A 14,956-nucleotide genomic window follows, 5' to 3' on the forward strand; every position below is an offset into this window, starting at 1 on the left:
CGTTCAACCAATGCAAAACGAAAGACAAACATCATGTCGATGAGATCTGAATACTGCGGTCTGGTGACCGAAGAACTGCTGGGCCAATCCGTCTCGCTGTGCGGCTGGGTGAGCCGCCGCCGCGACCACGGCGGCGTCATCTTCATCGACCTGCGCGATCGCGAAGGCCTCGTTCAGGTCGTCTGCGACCCGGACCGCGCGGAGATGTTCAAAGCGGCTGAAGGCGTGCGCAACGAGTTCTGCCTGCAGATCAAGGGCGTGGTTCGTGCGCGTCCGGAAGGCACCACGAACGCTGCGCTCAAGAGCGGCAAGATCGAAGTGCTGTGCCACGAGCTGATCGTGCTGAACCCGTCGATCACGCCGCCGTTCCAGCTCGACGACGACAACCTGTCGGAAACCACGCGTCTCACGCACCGCGTGCTGGACCTGCGCCGTCCTCAGATGCAGCACAACCTGCGTCTGCGTTACCGCGTCGCTATCGAAGTGCGCAAGTATCTGGACGCGCAAGGCTTCATCGACATCGAAACGCCGATGCTCACCAAGAGCACGCCGGAAGGCGCGCGCGACTACCTGGTGCCGTCGCGTACGAACCCGGGCCAGTTCTTCGCGCTGCCGCAATCGCCGCAGCTGTTCAAGCAATTGCTGATGGTGGCGAACTTCGATCGCTACTACCAGATCGTCAAGTGCTTCCGCGACGAAGACCTGCGCGCCGACCGTCAGCCGGAATTCACGCAGATCGACTGCGAAACCTCGTTCCTGTCGGAACAGGAAATCCGCGATCTGTTCGAAGCGATGATCCGTCACGTGTTCAAGGAAACGATCGGCGTCACGCTGGACGAGAAATTCCCGGTCATGCTGTATTCGGAAGCCATGCGCCGCTTCGGTTCGGACAAGCCGGACCTGCGCGTGAAGCTCGAATTCACGGACCTCACGGACGCGGTCCGCGACGTCGACTTCAAGGTGTTCAGCACGCCGGCCAACACGAAAGACGGCCGGGTTGCGGCGATTCGCGTGCCGAAGGGCGGCGAGCTCTCGCGTGGCGATATCGACAGCTATACGGAATTCGTACGCATCTACGGCGCGAAGGGTCTGGCGTGGATCAAGGTCAACGAAGTCGCGAAGGGCCGTGACGGTCTGCAAAGCCCGATCGTCAAGAACCTGCACGACGAAGCGGTCAAGGCGATCATCGAGCGCACCGGCGCGCAAGACGGCGACATCATTTTCTTCGCGGCGGATCGCGCGAAGGTGGTGAACGACAGCCTCGGCGCGCTGCGTCTGAAGATCGGTCATTCGGAATTCGGCAAGGCCAATGGTCTGGTCGAAACCGGCTGGAAGCCGCTGTGGGTGATCGACTTCCCGATGTTCGAATACGACGAGGAAGACAACCGCTACGTCGCCGCGCATCACCCGTTCACGAGCCCGAAAGACGAGCACCTCGAGTATCTGGAAACGGATCCGGCGCGTTGCCTCGCGAAGGCCTACGACATGGTGCTGAACGGCTGGGAAATCGGCGGCGGTTCGGTGCGTATCCACCGTGAAGAAGTGCAGAGCAAGGTGTTCCGCGCGCTGAAGATCAACGCGGAAGAAGCGCAAGCCAAGTTCGGCTTCCTGCTCGACGCGCTGCAATACGGCGCGCCGCCGCACGGCGGTATCGCGTTTGGTCTGGACCGCATCGTCACGATGATGGCCGGCGCCGATTCGATCCGCGACGTGATCGCGTTCCCGAAGACGCAGCGCGCGCAGTGTCTGCTCACGCAGGCGCCGAGCGAAGTGGACGAGCGCCAGTTGCGCGAGTTGCACATCCGTCTGCGTCAGCCGGAACCGAAGGTGTAATCGAAGGCGCAATGGCCTGAAGCCAGTGAGTGCTGTCTGAAAGCGACAGCGGGAGCAACCGGAAAAGGCGCGTGATGCGCCTTTTCCGTTTTTTGCGTTACAGTCGATGCAACCACGTTCGACCGCTCGTCGAACACTCGCCGACATGTACCGCGCAAGCGTTGCGCCCAGCTTTTACGCCATGCCGAAACCGCCGAAGATTCCGCAATCCGTACTCGTCATCATCCATACGCCCACGCTCGACGTGCTGTTGATCGAGCGCGCCGATCACGCCGGTTTCTGGCAGTCGGTCACGGGCTCCAAAGATCAACTCGATGAACCGCTCGGCGCGACGGCGGCGCGTGAAGTCGCCGAAGAGACCGGCATCGTGGTGGGCAGCCAGTTGGTGCCGCAGCGCGCCTTGTTCGACTGGCAATATTCGATCGAATACGAGATCTACCCGGAGTTCCGGCACCGCTACGCCGAAGGCGTGATCCACAACACCGAGCATTGGTTCAGCCTGCAGGTGCCCGAGCAGCTTGAGGTCACGCTGGCGCCGCGCGAGCACACCGCATTCATGTGGCTGCCGTATGACGAGGCGGCGTCGCGCTGCTTTTCGTCGTCGAATGCCGATGCGATCCTGCAGTTGCCCAAGCGGCTGGATGGGCGTGCCGTGGTTGGGCAATCCGGGGAGCTTAACCGGTGAGCGTCGGCGGTGCGCGCCGTTTCGCCCGATTGCGGCAAGCGCTGCTCGGCCGCCGCTATTGGCAGCGTTACCGGTTTACCAGCGGCAACGACGTCAAGCTGCTGCGTTCCGGCGACGAGTTCTTCCGCGCACTGATCGAGCGTGTCGATGCCGCGCAGAGCGACGTGGTGCTCGAAACGTATATCTTCTGCAATGACAACGCCGGCCAGGCGGTCAGCGCGGCGCTGCTGCGCGCCGTCGAACGCGGCGTCAAAGTGCGGGCCATCACCGACGGCATCGGCACCGCGCGTTTGCCGATGTTCAACGAGTGGGCCGCCGCCGGCATCGACCATCGTATCTATAACCCGCACCTGTTCGGCCGCTTCGGCTTTTCGCGCACGCACCGCAAACTGGCGGTGATCGACGATCAGTTCGCGTTCTGCGGCGGGATCAACATCGTCGACGATTACGAGAATAACGGCGAGAAGCTGCCGTACCGGCGCTGGGACTTCGCGGTCGAATTGCATGGGCCGGTGGTCGGCGATATCCGCCAGGCGTTCGAGGTGCAGTGGCGGCGGATTCGCCTCGGGCATCGGCCGCTGGAGTCGATGGCGCCGGATCTCGGGCCGCAGACCGCGGCTTCGCTCGGCAGTCTACGTCGCCGGCGCCGCCGCCGTAACGAGGCGCTGTGGGCGGGCGGTCAGCCCTGCGTGGCGTTCGTCGCACGCGACAACCTGATCAACCGGCGCGCTATCGAGAAAGCGTATCTGGCCGCGATTGGCCAGGCGCGCAATGAAGTGCTGCTCGCCAATCCTTACTTCATGCCGGGGCGCAAGCTGCGGCGCGCGCTGGTGTTCGCGGCGCGGCGCGGCGTCGTGGTGAAGCTGATTATCGGGCGCAAGGAATTCAAGGCGCTCGATTATGCGGTGCCGTTTCTGTATCGCTCGCTGCTCAAGGCCGGTGTGCAGATCGCGGAGTACGAGAAGACGCTGCTTCACGGCAAGGTTGCGGTGGTGGATTCGAACTGGGGGACGGTCGGCTCGTCGAACCTCGACGCGCTGAGCCTGATGCTCAACAACGAAGCCAACGTGGTGCTGGTGAACGATCCCGCGATCGACGCGCTGCGCGAAGCGATCCTCGTCGCCTTCAAGGACTCGCGCCGCATCGACGAGGCACGCTACGACGCCCGCCCGGCCGGCGAACGTGTGCTCAACTGGCTCGCCTACACCACTTATCGGGCTGTGATGAAGCTGCTGACGGTCGGCGGCTACGACTGATTCGCGGTGATGCGCTGACGCGCGGACAAACGCCGGCCACGCGCGGCCGGTGCAAGTGCAACTCAGGTGCAACGCTTGAGCCGCGTTGCTCGCCTTGCGTCACGCATCAAGCCACGGCACACGCAACACGCAACACGCCACACGCAGCACGCCACACGCCACACGCCACACGCCACACGCCACACGCCACGTTTCGGAACGCTCCTAGAGACGGGCCGCCACCCTGGCAAACATAATCTGCGCTCGTCATAGAACGGGCGGCCGGGCGAATTGCACGCGCCACTCCAACCTCTTCCTCTCGTCAAGCCTCGCTGCCGTTTCGACTGCGCGCTCACGGCAACCGGATCGGCGGCGTCATGCTCACGCATCCGGATACGCATTCGCCAACCATGCCCACTTTCCCTTCCTCGCAGGCTCTCGACCATTCAAGTCTCCATGACGAGGCTGTGCAGGCCTATCAAGCCGGCCGCCATGACGTAGTGCGAACACTCGTCGAGCGGATTCTGGCCGGGGACGCGGAGCATGTCGGCGCCATCCACTTGCAAGGCCTGCTCGCACTGGCGTCCGGCCATGCGCAAGAGGCGCTGCGCTGGCTCGAACACGCGATCCAGATCCGGCCGGAGCCGATTCTGTTCAACACGCTCTATGCGATTCGCCTCAACCTGGGAGACTTCGCCGGGGCCGTTCAGAGTATCCGGCAGGGACTCGCGATCCAGCCGGACTTTGCAGCGTTCCACTACAACCTCGCGTTGACGCTGCAACATCTCGGCCATATCGAGGACGCCGCGCTCGGCTATCGGCGCACGCTCGAACTCGATCCGGACAACTCGGCGGCGCATAACAATCTCGGCCGCGTTTGCGCGGACCTCGGCGCAATGGAAGAGGCCGGGCGGCATTACCGGCGCGCTATCGAACTGTCGCCCGCCAATCTCGTCGCGCGTAACAACCTGGCGATGGCTTTGCTTGCGACCGGCCGCTACGACGAAGCGTGGCCGTATTTCGAGGACCGGTGGGTCAGTTTCAAGCTGGCCGATGGCTGGCCCGCACCAGCGCCGGTGGACGTGCCGCTGCCGCGCTGGCTGGGCGAAGACGTCTCCATCGCCCAGGGCGCGCAAGCGACGCGTGCATCGGCGCCATGTCTTCTCGTGCTTCACGAGCAAGGCCTCGGCGACAGCTTGCAGTTCGTACGCTATCTCCCGCTGGCGCTCGCGCACTTTGCTCAGGTCGGCTATGTGTGCCCGCCGGCCTTGCGGCGCCTCTACGAGCAATCGTTGCATTCACGCTGGCCGGGCCTCGTATTGCTCGACGCCGTGCCTACCGATCTGGCCAGGTGGGACCGGTATATTCCGCTGATGTCGCTGCCAATGGCATTCGCCACGCGAGTCGCGACGATCCCTGCCGCGCTTCCTTATCTGTACGCCGACGTCGGGCAAGCCGCCGCCTGGCGCGCGCGGCTCGAAGCGCTGCCGGCTCCGCATCTGCCGCGCGTCGGCGTGGCGTGGGCGGGCGGCCATTCGGGTATTGCCGTGGACCGGCTGCGCAGCCTCGCCGCCGCGCAAATCGCGCCGTTGCTGGCGTTGCCTCACGTGCGCTGGATCAGCCTGCAAAAAACCGACGACCCGGCCAAGCTTCCCGACGCCGCCACCCGGACGCATCTGACCGACTGGACCGACGAAATCGGCGACTTCGCCGACACTGCGGCATTGATCGAGAACCTCGATCTGGTGATTTCCGTCGATACTTCGGTCGCCCATCTTGCCGCGGCGATGGGCAAGCCAGTCTGGCTGCTCAACCGTTTCGCGGGTTGCTGGCGCTGGCTGTATGGCCGGGACGACAGCCCGTGGTATCCCGGATTGCGTCTTTTCACCCAGACGCGGCGTTCCGATTGGCATGACGTGCTGGAGCGGGTCGCCGTTGCCCTTACGCAAACTTTTCCAATGCACGACAACGCGTCCTCTCTCTTGCCGCGCGTCGCTGTCAAGCGCCCTTGAGCGGGCAGTGAACAGCGGGCAGCGTCGGCAGCCCTTTGTCAGCCCTGCATCTCAGGGAGCGAACGAGCGCCGTCCCGGGCTGGAATCCACGGTGCCACTGCGACCTTCCCCTACGCGCAATACGCCAAATCCTCCTGGATTTGCGCCGACTTGCTGCACTATGTCTGCCGGCCACGCTAATCAGAGAAAGGTGCACTTCGGCAGGCAACCGCTGTCTTAAGGCAAGCGCCTCTAAAAAATCTCAATCCTCTGATTGACGGATGCCGCAGAATTGAAACCAGGTTAGAAACCGGTTTCTAATAAAGTCCTTGTTTCGCGGACGGCAGCACTCAATAATAGTACGGCCGTTCGATTTTCTTTCGGTCACATTAGAACGGTAAAAAAGCTATGCGAAAAGGCGAACAGACGCGAGCCGCAATTCTCGACGCAGCACTTGATCTGGCAAGCCGCGACGGACTTGAAGGTCTGACGATCGGGTTGCTGGCCGAGCGTATGCAGATGAGCAAAAGCGGTGTGTTCGCGCATTTCGGGTCGCGCGAGGATTTGCAGGTCGAAGTCGTGCGCGAATATCACCGTCGTTTCGAAGACGAGGTGTTTTTCCCGAGTTTGCGCGAGCCTCGTGGATTGCCGCGCTTGCGCGCGATGATTTCCCGCTGGATCGAGAAACGCATTCAGGAAGTCACTACCGGCTGCATCTATATCAGCGGCGCCGTCGAATATGACGACCGCGCGGATAACCCGGTGCGTGAACAACTGGTGTCGAGCGTGACGATCTGGCGTGCGGCGCTCACGCGCGCGATTTCGCAGGCAATGGAAGAAGGGCATCTGCGTGCCGACACCGATCCGCAACTGATGCTGTTCGAACTGTACAGCTTCACGCTCGGTCTGCATCACGACGCGCGCTTCCTGCATTTGCCGGATGCGGTGCGTCTCACGTGGGCCGCGCTGGAAAAACTGATTGTTTCGTATCAAAGCGAAAGCCGTTAGCAGCGTCGCCGCCAGACAGGCGGATTCAGCGGCGCAGAAAGTTCCGATCCACGGACTCGGCTAACAGCCTGGCTTCTTGTCAAACTTGGGAGAGAGAGTCATGGGACAGTACGCCGCGCCGCTGCGCGACATGCAATTCGTGTTGCACGAACTGCTTAACGTCGAAGCCGAAATCAGGCAGATGCCGAAGCACGCGGATCTCGATGCCGACACGATCAACGCGGTCCTCGAAGAAGCCGGCAAGTTCTGCTCCGAAGTATTGTTCCCGCTCAACCACAGCGGCGATCAGGAAGGCTGCACGTACGCCGGCGACGGCGTCGTGACCACGCCGAAGGGCTTCAAGGAAGCCTATGCGCAATATGTCGAAGCCGGCTGGCCCGCACTGGGCTGCGACCCGGAATACGGCGGCCAGGGGCTGCCCGCGTTCGTCAACAACGCGCTGTATGAAATGCTGAACTCGGCAAATCAGGCGTGGACCATGTATCCCGGCCTCTCGCACGGCGCGTACGAATGTCTGCACGCACACGGCACGCCGGAGTTGCAGCAGCGCTATCTGCCGAAGCTCGTCGCCGGTGTCTGGACCGGCACGATGTGTCTGACCGAACCGCATTGCGGCACGGACCTGGGTATTCTGCGCACCAAGGCCGAACCGAACAGTGACGGCTCGTACGCGATCAGCGGCACGAAGATTTTCATCTCCAGCGGCGAACACGATCTCGCGGAGAACATCGTCCACCTGGTGCTTGCGCGTCTGCCGGATGCACCCAAGGGCACCAAGGGCATTTCGCTCTTCATCGTACCGAAGTTCGTACCGAACGAAGCGGGCGAACCGGGCGAGCGCAACGGCGTGAAGTGCGGCTCCATCGAACACAAGATGGGCATTCACGGCAACGCGACCTGCGTGATCAATCTCGACAACGCCAAGGGCTGGCTCGTCGGCGAGCCGAACAAGGGCTTGAACGCCATGTTCGTGATGATGAACGCCGCGCGTCTCGGCGTCGGCATGCAGAGCCTGGGCCTGACCGAAGTCGCGTATCAGAATTCGCTGGTGTACGCGAAAGAGCGTCTGCAGATGCGTTCGCTGACCGGCCCGAAGGCGCCGGAAAAGGCGGCCGATCCGATCATCGTGCATCCGGACGTGCGCCGCATGCTGCTCACGCAAAAAGCCTACGCCGAAGGCGCACGCGCTTTCTCGTACTGGTCGGCGCTGCATATCGACAAGGAACTGTCGCACGCTGACGAATCGGTGCGCAAGGAAGCCGCCGACCTCGTCGCGCTGCTCACGCCGATCCTGAAAGCGTTCCTGTCGGACAACGCGTTCGAAGGCACCAATCACGCCATGCAGATCTACGGCGGCCACGGCTTCATCGCCGAATGGGGCATGGAGCAGTACGTGCGCGACGCGCGCATCAACATGATCTACGAAGGCACCAACGCGATCCAGGCGCTCGACCTGCTCGGCCGCAAGATCCTCGGCGACATGGGCGCGAAGATGAAGAAGTTCGGCAAGCTGGTGTCCGATTTCGTCGAAGCCGAAGGCGTGAAGCCGGAAATGCAGGAGTTCATCAACCCGCTCGCCGACATCGGTGAAAAGGTGCAGAAGCTGACGATGGAAATCGGCATGAAGGCCATGCAGAACCCGGACGAAGTCGGCGCTGCGGCGGTGCCGTATCTGCGCACCGTCGGCCACCTGGTGTTCTCGTACTTCTGGGCCCGCATGGCACGCGTCGCGCTCGATAAGGAAGCCTCGGGCGATCCGTTCTACAAGGCGAAGCTCGCAACGGCTCGCTTCTACTTTGCGAAGCTGCTGCCGGAAACGGCCATGACGATCCGTCAGGCCCGCGCCGGCTCGAAGTCGATGATGGAAGTCGACGAAGCGCTGTTCTAAGCCACATCGCGGCAAGCGCCACGCGCGGGATAGCGCGTGGCGCTTGCGTCAGCCACCTGTCGCGAAGCGTCCAACCAGGCTTCGCGACCTCGCATAACTCCCCGGAGGAACGACGTGAGCAATCTGATCATTCGCAAGGTAGCCGTGCTCGGCGCCGGCGTGATGGGCGCGCAGATCGCCGCGCACCTGATCAACGCCAAGGTGCCCGTGCTGCTGTTCGATCTGCCTGCCAAAGAAGGCCCGAAGAACGCGATCGCGTTGAAGGCGATCGAGAATCTGAAGAAGCTGTCGCCGGCGCCGTTCGGCGTGAAGGACGACGCGCAATACATCCAGCCCGCGAACTACGACGACGACATCGAAAAGCTCGCCGAATGCGACCTCGTGATCGAAGCGATCGCCGAGCGCATGGACTGGAAGCACGACCTTTACAAGAAAGTCGCGCCGCATCTCGCGCCGAACGCGATTTTCGCGACCAACACGTCGGGTCTGTCGATCACGGCGCTCTCGGAAGGTTTCTCTGACGAACTGAAAGCGCGCTTTTGCGGCGTGCACTTCTTCAATCCGCCGCGCTACATGCATCTGGTCGAACTGATCCCGACCGCGACCACGCGCCCGGAAATTCTCGATCAACTCGAGTCGTTCCTGACCAGCGTGGTCGGCAAGGGTGTCGTGCGTGCGAAAGACACGCCGAACTTCATCGCCAATCGCGTGGGGATTTTCTCGATTCTCGCCGTCGTCACTGAAGCCGCGAAATTCGGCCTGCGTTTCGACGAAGTGGACGACCTGACCGGCGCACGTCTGGGCCGCGCGAAGTCGGCCACGTTCCGCACGGCGGACGTGGTCGGTCTCGACACGATGGCGCACGTCATCAAGACGATGCAGGACACGCTGAAAGACGACCCGTTCTATCCGGTCTACGAAACGCCTGCCGTGCTGGCCGAGCTGGTGAAGAAGGGCGCGCTGGGTCAGAAGACCGGCGGCGGCTTCTACAAGAAGGAAGGCAAGGCGATCAAGGTGCTCGACTCGAAGACCGGCGAGTACGTGGACGGCGGCGCGAAGGCGGACGAACTTGTCGGCCGCATTCTGAAGCGCCCGCCGGCTGAGCGTCTGAAGCTGCTGCGCGAATCCGAGCATCCGCAGGCTCAGTTCCTGTGGGCGATTTTCCGCGACGTGTATCACTACATCGGCGTGCATCTGGAATCGATCGCCGACAACGCGCGCGACGTCGATCTGGCGATCCGCTGGGGCTTCGGCTGGAACGAAGGCCCGTTCGAAGGCTGGCAGACGGCCGGCTGGAAGCAGGTCGCCGAGTGGGTGCAGGAAGACATCGCGGCCGGCAAGGCGCTCTCGAACGTGCCGCTGCCGTCGTGGGTGCTGGAGGGACCGGTGGCCGAGAAGGGCGGCGTGCATACGAACGAAGGTTCGTGGTCGCCGGCTTCGAATACGTTCGTGCCGCGCTCGTCGCTGTCGGTCTACGACAGGCAGGTGTTCCGTGCGCCGCTGGTCGGCGAAACCGCGGCTGATCCGAAGACCTACGGTAAGACGTTGTTCGAAACCGACGCCGTGCGCGCATGGGTCGACGATCGCGCCGGCGAGAACGACGTACTGATCGTGTCGTTCAAGAGCAAGATGAACACGATCGGACCGTCGGTGATCGACGGTCTCACGCAGGCGATCGAACTGGCCGAAAAGGACTACAAGGGTCTGGTGGTATGGCAGCCGACGTCGCTGAAACTCGGCACGCCGGGCGGCCCGTTCTCCGCGGGCGCCAACCTCGAAGAAGCGATGCCGGCCTTCATGATGGGCGGCGCGAAGGGCATTGAGCCATTCGTGAAGAAATTCCAGCAAGGCATGCTGCGCGTGAAGTACGCGAGCGTGCCGGTGATCTCGGCCGTGTCGGGCATCGCGCTCGGCGGTGGTTGCGAACTGGCGCTGCATAGCGCGAAGCGGGTCGCGCACATCGAAAGCTATCTCGGTCTGGTGGAAGTCGGCGTGGGTCTCGTGCCGGCGGGCGGCGGCCTGAAGGAAGCGGCATTGCGCGCGGCGGAAGCGGCGACCCAAGTGGGCGCGACCAACGACCTGCTGAAGTTCGTGCAGAAGTCGTTCGAAAACGCGGCGATGGCCAAGGTCTCGGCCTCCGCGCTCGACGCTCGTGCGATGGGCTACCTGAAGCCGTCCGACACGATCGTCTTCAACGTGTTCGAACTGCTCGACGTCGCGAAGAAGGAAGCGCGCGCGTTGTCGGCGGCGGGTTATCGTCCGCCGCTGCGTGTGACGCAGGTGCCGGTGGCTGGGCGTTCGGCGATTGCGACCATCAAGGCGTCGCTCGTCAACATGCGCGACGGCCGTTTCATCAGCGAGCACGATTTCCTGATCGCAAGCCGTATCGCGGAAGCGGTGTGCGGCGGTGATGTGGAAGCGGGCAGTCTGGTCGATGAAGAGTGGCTGCTGCAACTCGAGCGTCGTGCGTTCGTCGATCTGCTCGGCACGCAAAAGACGCAGGAACGGATCATGGGCATGCTGCAAACCGGCAAGCCGGTGCGTAACTGAGCGACCAGGGAGATTTCCAAATGGCAAAGCAATTGCAAGACGCATACATCGTCGCCGCGAGCCGCACGCCGATCGGCAAGGCGCCGCGCGGGATGTTCAAGAACACGCGCCCGGACGAACTGCTGGTCCACGCGATCAGGTCGGCCGTGGCGCAAGTGCCAGGTCTCGACACCAAGGTGATCGAAGACGCGATCATCGGCTGCGCGATTCCGGAAGCGGAACAAGGCCTCAACGTGGCGCGCATGGGCGCGCTGCTGGCCGGCCTGCCGAATACCGTCGGCGGCGTGACGGTGAACCGCTTCTGCGCGTCGGGCCTGACGGCGCTGGCGATGGCGGCGGACCGCATCCGCGTCGGCGAGTCGGACGCGATGATCGCGGGCGGCTGTGAATCCATGAGCATGGTCCCGATGATGGGCAACAAGCCGTCCATGTCGCCGCATATCTTCGATCGCAGTGAAGACATCGGCATCGCTTACGGCATGGGCCTGACGGCCGAAAAGGTCGCCGAGCGCTGGAAGATCAGCCGCGAAGCGCAGGACGCATTCTCGGTCGAATCGCACCGCCGCGCCGTCGCCGCACAGCAAGCCGGCGAGTTCAACGACGAAATCGCCGCGTACACGATCACCGAGCGCTTCCCCGATCTCGCCACCGGCGAAGTCCGCGTGAAGACCCGCGAAGTCTCGCTCGACGAAGGTCCGCGCGCGGAAACCTCGCTCGAAGGTCTCGCCAAACTGCGCGCAGTGTTCGCGAACAAGGGTTCGGTGACGGCGGGCAACAGCTCGCAGACCTCGGACGGCGCGGGCGCGCTGATCGTGGTGTCGGAAAAGATGTTGAAGGAATTCAACCTGACGCCGCTCGCGCGTTTCGTCAGCTTCGCCGTGCGCGGCGTGCCGCCGGAGATCATGGGCATCGGTCCGAAGGAAGCGATTCCGGCCGCGCTGAAGGCCGCCGGCCTGAAGATCGACGACCTCGACTGGATCGAGCTGAACGAAGCGTTCGCCGCGCAATCGCTGGCGGTGATTCAGGATCTCGGTCTCGATCCGGCGAAGATCAACCCGCTCGGCGGCGCGATCGCCCTCGGCCACCCGCTGGGTGCGACGGGCGCGATTCGTGCGTCGACCGTGGTGCATGGCTTGCGCCGCCGTAACTACAAGTACGGCATGGTGACGATGTGCGTCGGCACGGGGATGGGCGCAGCGGGCATCATCGAGCGCCTGTGAGCGTGATCGCCCCGGTGTTCAGCCCGGCGTTCGCTTCGGTCCACACGGCGAGCCTCGGGGCGACCCGTTAAGCACCGCACAACGGTTCGCAGGCCTTCCGGCTTGCGAACCGTTTTTTACATTCTGAGCAGAAGTACGAGGAGATGACAATGGATATTCTGGTCGAGCGCGCCGACGGCGTGCTGACGATTGCCTTCAACCGGCCCGACAAGAAAAACGCGATCACGGCCGCGATGTACCAGACGATGGCCGACGCGCTGGTTCAAGCGCAAGGCGACGCGGCGGTACGGGCGATCCTGATTCGCGGCGGCGCGGGTATTTTCAGCGCCGGCAACGATCTCGAAGATTTTATGAAGACGCCGCCGATGGGCGAAAACGCGCCGGTGTTTCAGTTCCTGCGCGCGATCAGTTCGGCGGAGAAGCCGGTGGTGGCGTCGGTGGCGGGGCCGGCGGTGGGCATCGGCACGACCTTGCTGCTGCATTGCGATCTGGTCTACGCGGCCGACACGGCGAGCTTCTCGCTGCCGTTCGCGCAGCTCGGCTTGTGCCCGGAAGCGGCGTCGAGCCTGCTGTTGCAGCGGGTGGGCGGCTATCAGGCGGCGGCGGAGAAGCTGCTGCTCGGCGAAGCGTTCGACGCCGCCGAGGCGCAGCGCATGGGCTTCGTGAATCGCGTGCTGCCCGCCGCCGAGGTGGATGCGTTCGCCGCTTCGCAAGCCGCGAAGCTGGCAGCGCTGCCGGCCTCGTCGCTGCGTGTGACGAAAAGCCTCATGAAGCGCGCGAGCCACCAGGAACTGCAAACGCAGATATCGGAAGAAGCCGTGCATTTCGGCAAGATGCTGCTCGCGCCGGAAGCCCGCGAGGCGTTCAAGGCATTCTTCGAGAAGCGCAAGCCTGACTTCAGGCAGTTCGACTGAGCGGCGGGCCTGAGCGCTTGAACCACTTCGGGCGCGAGCGCTCTGGCGTAAAGCGGACTTGCCAGCTTGTGCGGGCTCCAGCTGTTTGCATAGCTGGACGTTCCGCCCGCTCGCAGGTCAGGCGCGCCGCCGTTCAAAGCTGCGCCGGCTGCAACGTGTCGTAGTCGACGTAGCTCTTTTCGCGGCAGAAGCTCACCAGCCGCACGCCTGCTTTGCGGGCAATCGCAATAGCCAGCGAAGACGGCGCCGAGATCGTGGCGACCATCGGCACGCCGACGCGCGCGGCCTTGCGCACCAGCTCGTAGCTGGCGCGGCTCGACAGAAACACGAAACCCTCTTGGGTGTCCACGCGATCGAGCACGAGCTGGCCGATCAGCTTGTCGAGCGCGTTGTGGCGACCCACGTCCTCGAACGCGTAGCGGATCGCGCCCGCCGCGTCGCACCATGCGGCGGCGTGCAAACCGCCGGTCAGCCGCGTCAACGCCTGATGCTCGGGCAACTCGCGGGCGGCGCGCGCGATCGCGTCCGGCGCGAGCCGTTGCAGAAAGCCGGTGTCCGGCACACGTTCGGGTTCCAGATCCAGCAGATCGATGCTTTCGATGCCGCACACGCCGCAACCGGTGCGCCCGGCAAGCGCGCGGCGCTTTTCCTTGAGTGCGACGAATGCCTGCTGCACCACCTGTAGCTGCACTTCGGCGTGCGGCAATTGGTCGTCGTCATGCAGTTCGACCTCGATATCCTGAATGTCGCTGCCGCGCTCCACGATCCCCTCGGAAATGGCGAATCCGACCGCGAATGCTTCCAGATCGCGCGGCGTGCACATCATCACCGCGTGCGAAATGCCGTTGAAGACGAGCGCCACCGGCCATTCCTGACCGACGTGGTCGGTGACGGTTTCGACCTCCGCGCCGCGATGCCGGCGCACCTGGCGCTCCACCGCGCCCGGCTGCCCGGCTGTTTCCAGTTCGTTCAAGCTAGTACTCCTTTGCCATGCTGCGCCCGCGTGAGCGGCCGGCGGGCTCGTGCGTTGCCGCCAGACCGCGCCGCCGTCGCGCGAATAAGGTTCTAAAATACCTCAAGCCGGGCTTGCGCGTTGCCCGCCATCCACGAGGGACACTGTCATGGGACTCAACGAAGCGCCGCTTCTGTTCAACTTCGAGGTCGAGTCTTCGGAGAATTTCACGTTTATCCCGATGTCGGTGCGCTTCAACCTCGACCGGTTCGGGCTGCGCATCTCGCTCCAGCAATGGCAGCAACTGCCGCTCGAAGACCGCAAGCTGCTGGCGCGCTTCCCCGTCGAGGAAGACGCGGAAATCGAGCCGAACTTCGATCATGCCCTGTTCGAAATGCTGCGCACCCACGCGAACGTCGAGCCGGAGTGGTTCACGCCCGAGGAAGCGCCGGCCTGGCGTCGCACGGATAGCGTGCCGGAGGGCATCGCGCATCAGGCGCAACTGGCCGGCATCGCCGCGCCGGGCGTGGCCCGCTGGGCCGAACTGGCGCCGTTCAAGCGCTACGTGCTCGCCAAGCTGTCGCGCAAGCCGGAGGCCAACCACGACTTCGTCCCGGCCATGAAGGAGTTCGGTGCGGTCGGTTAGGTGCAGCCGGCCAGGTGCTGCCGGACACGTTTTT

11 protein-coding genes are annotated in these 14,956 nt (G+C 63.6%); 10 read left to right on the forward strand and 1 reads right to left on the reverse strand.

All coding sequences use genetic code 11. The features are described 5' to 3' along the window. The first annotated feature begins 33 nt into the window (after positions 1-33). The 9 genes from aspS (at position 34) to PDMSB3_RS02380 (ending at position 13,324) form a co-directional block, all read left to right on the forward strand. A complete protein-coding gene (gene aspS, locus PDMSB3_RS02340) occupies positions 34-1,833 on the forward strand; it encodes an aspartate--tRNA ligase (protein WP_007179339.1) in 1,800 nt (599 codons plus the stop codon). Between the two features lie 181 nt (positions 1,834-2,014). Beyond that, entirely contained in the window at positions 2,015-2,518 is a 504-nt protein-coding gene (gene nudB / locus PDMSB3_RS02345; protein ID WP_035518411.1) for a dihydroneopterin triphosphate diphosphatase, read from the forward strand. Continuing rightward, positions 2,515-3,774: a cardiolipin synthase ClsB gene (gene clsB / locus PDMSB3_RS02350; protein ID WP_007179337.1), complete on the forward strand. Its 1,260-nt coding sequence runs from the start codon at positions 2,515-2,517 to the stop codon at positions 3,772-3,774. Before nudB ends, clsB begins: the two co-directional genes overlap by 4 nt. 356 nt (positions 3,775-4,130) lie before the next feature. Continuing rightward, a complete protein-coding gene (locus PDMSB3_RS02355; RefSeq protein WP_165184413.1) occupies positions 4,131-5,765 on the forward strand; it encodes a tetratricopeptide repeat protein in 1,635 nt (544 codons plus the stop codon). A 387-nt stretch (positions 5,766-6,152) separates the two neighbouring features. Next, positions 6,153-6,752, forward strand: a complete 600-nt coding sequence (locus PDMSB3_RS02360; protein ID WP_007179335.1) for a TetR/AcrR family transcriptional regulator — start codon at positions 6,153-6,155, stop codon at positions 6,750-6,752. A 100-nt stretch (positions 6,753-6,852) separates the two neighbouring features. Next, positions 6,853-8,640: an acyl-CoA dehydrogenase C-terminal domain-containing protein gene (locus PDMSB3_RS02365; protein WP_007179334.1), complete on the forward strand. Its 1,788-nt coding sequence runs from the start codon at positions 6,853-6,855 to the stop codon at positions 8,638-8,640. 114 nt (positions 8,641-8,754) lie between these two features. Then, a complete protein-coding gene (locus PDMSB3_RS02370) occupies positions 8,755-11,190 on the forward strand; it encodes a 3-hydroxyacyl-CoA dehydrogenase/enoyl-CoA hydratase family protein (RefSeq protein ID WP_165184415.1) in 2,436 nt (811 codons plus the stop codon). A 20-nt stretch (positions 11,191-11,210) separates the two neighbouring features. Beyond that, on the forward strand, positions 11,211-12,410 hold the full coding sequence (locus PDMSB3_RS02375; RefSeq protein ID WP_165184418.1) for an acetyl-CoA C-acyltransferase: 1,200 nt from the start codon (positions 11,211-11,213) through the stop codon (positions 12,408-12,410). Between the two features lie 143 nt (positions 12,411-12,553). Beyond that, positions 12,554-13,324, forward strand: a complete 771-nt coding sequence (locus PDMSB3_RS02380; RefSeq protein WP_035517709.1) for an enoyl-CoA hydratase — start codon at positions 12,554-12,556, stop codon at positions 13,322-13,324. Between the two features lie 133 nt (positions 13,325-13,457). On the opposite strand, the gene fdhD is transcribed toward PDMSB3_RS02380, so the two are convergent. Then, entirely contained in the window at positions 13,458-14,297 is an 840-nt protein-coding gene (fdhD, locus tag PDMSB3_RS02385) for a formate dehydrogenase accessory sulfurtransferase FdhD (protein WP_007179330.1), read from the reverse strand. A 148-nt stretch (positions 14,298-14,445) separates the two neighbouring features. Here fdhD and PDMSB3_RS02390 point away from each other — a divergent pair, with 148 nt between their 5' ends. Further along, the gene (locus PDMSB3_RS02390; RefSeq protein ID WP_007179329.1) at positions 14,446-14,922 is read left to right on the forward strand and encodes a nitrate reductase associated protein; all 477 of its coding nucleotides are present in this window, start codon (positions 14,446-14,448) and stop codon (positions 14,920-14,922) included. Positions 14,923-14,956 lie beyond the last annotated feature (34 nt).

Source organism: Paraburkholderia dioscoreae (assembly GCF_902459535.1).
Lineage (GTDB): Bacteria > Pseudomonadota > Gammaproteobacteria > Burkholderiales > Burkholderiaceae > Paraburkholderia > Paraburkholderia dioscoreae.

Excerpts from the sequence above, each read along its gene's own strand:
- PDMSB3_RS02375 (WP_165184418.1), top strand. The coding sequence starts at position 11,211 with ATGGCAAAGCAATTGCAAGACGCATACATCGTCGCCGCGAGCCGCACG.
- PDMSB3_RS02365 (WP_007179334.1), top strand. The coding sequence starts at position 6,853 with ATGGGACAGTACGCCGCGCCGCTGCGCGACATGCAATTCGTGTTGCAC.
- PDMSB3_RS02390 (WP_007179329.1), top strand. The coding sequence starts at position 14,446 with ATGGGACTCAACGAAGCGCCGCTTCTGTTCAACTTCGAGGTCGAGTCT.
- nudB (WP_035518411.1), top strand. The coding sequence starts at position 2,015 with ATGCCGAAACCGCCGAAGATTCCGCAATCCGTACTCGTCATCATCCAT.
- aspS (WP_007179339.1), top strand. The coding sequence starts at position 34 with ATGTCGATGAGATCTGAATACTGCGGTCTGGTGACCGAAGAACTGCTG.
- PDMSB3_RS02360 (WP_007179335.1), top strand. The coding sequence starts at position 6,153 with ATGCGAAAAGGCGAACAGACGCGAGCCGCAATTCTCGACGCAGCACTT.
- PDMSB3_RS02380 (WP_035517709.1), top strand. The coding sequence starts at position 12,554 with ATGACAATGGATATTCTGGTCGAGCGCGCCGACGGCGTGCTGACGATT.
- PDMSB3_RS02355 (WP_165184413.1), top strand. The coding sequence starts at position 4,131 with ATGCTCACGCATCCGGATACGCATTCGCCAACCATGCCCACTTTCCCT.